At 56.0% G+C, this 207-nt stretch carries 1 protein-coding gene; it reads left to right on the top strand.

All coding sequences use genetic code 11. From position 1 onward, the window contains the following. Positions 1 to 2 precede the first annotated feature (2 nt). Positions 3 to 207: tetratricopeptide repeat protein (locus AC0QH1_RS17980; protein ID WP_442957329.1), on the top strand; the 205-nt coding region annotated here is incomplete at its 3' end.

Here is a 207-nt window from a genome sequence, read left to right as displayed (position 1 = left end):
ATATCGAGGAGGCCATTCGCTGCACCCAAGCCGCCTTAGAAGTGTACACCCGCAGCGCCTTTCCCTATGAGTGGGCAACGACTCAAAATAACTTGGCGATTGCCTACAATAACCGCATCCGGGGAGAGCAAGCCGACAATATCGAGGAGGCCATTCGCTGCACCCAAGCCGCCTTAGAAGTGTACACCCGCAGCGCCTTTCCCTATG

The sequence above is a fragment of the Phormidium sp. CCY1219 genome (assembly GCF_055795085.1).
The sequence above is the reverse complement of the archived record's forward strand: the minus strand, read 5'-3'. Positions and strand labels throughout refer to the sequence as shown.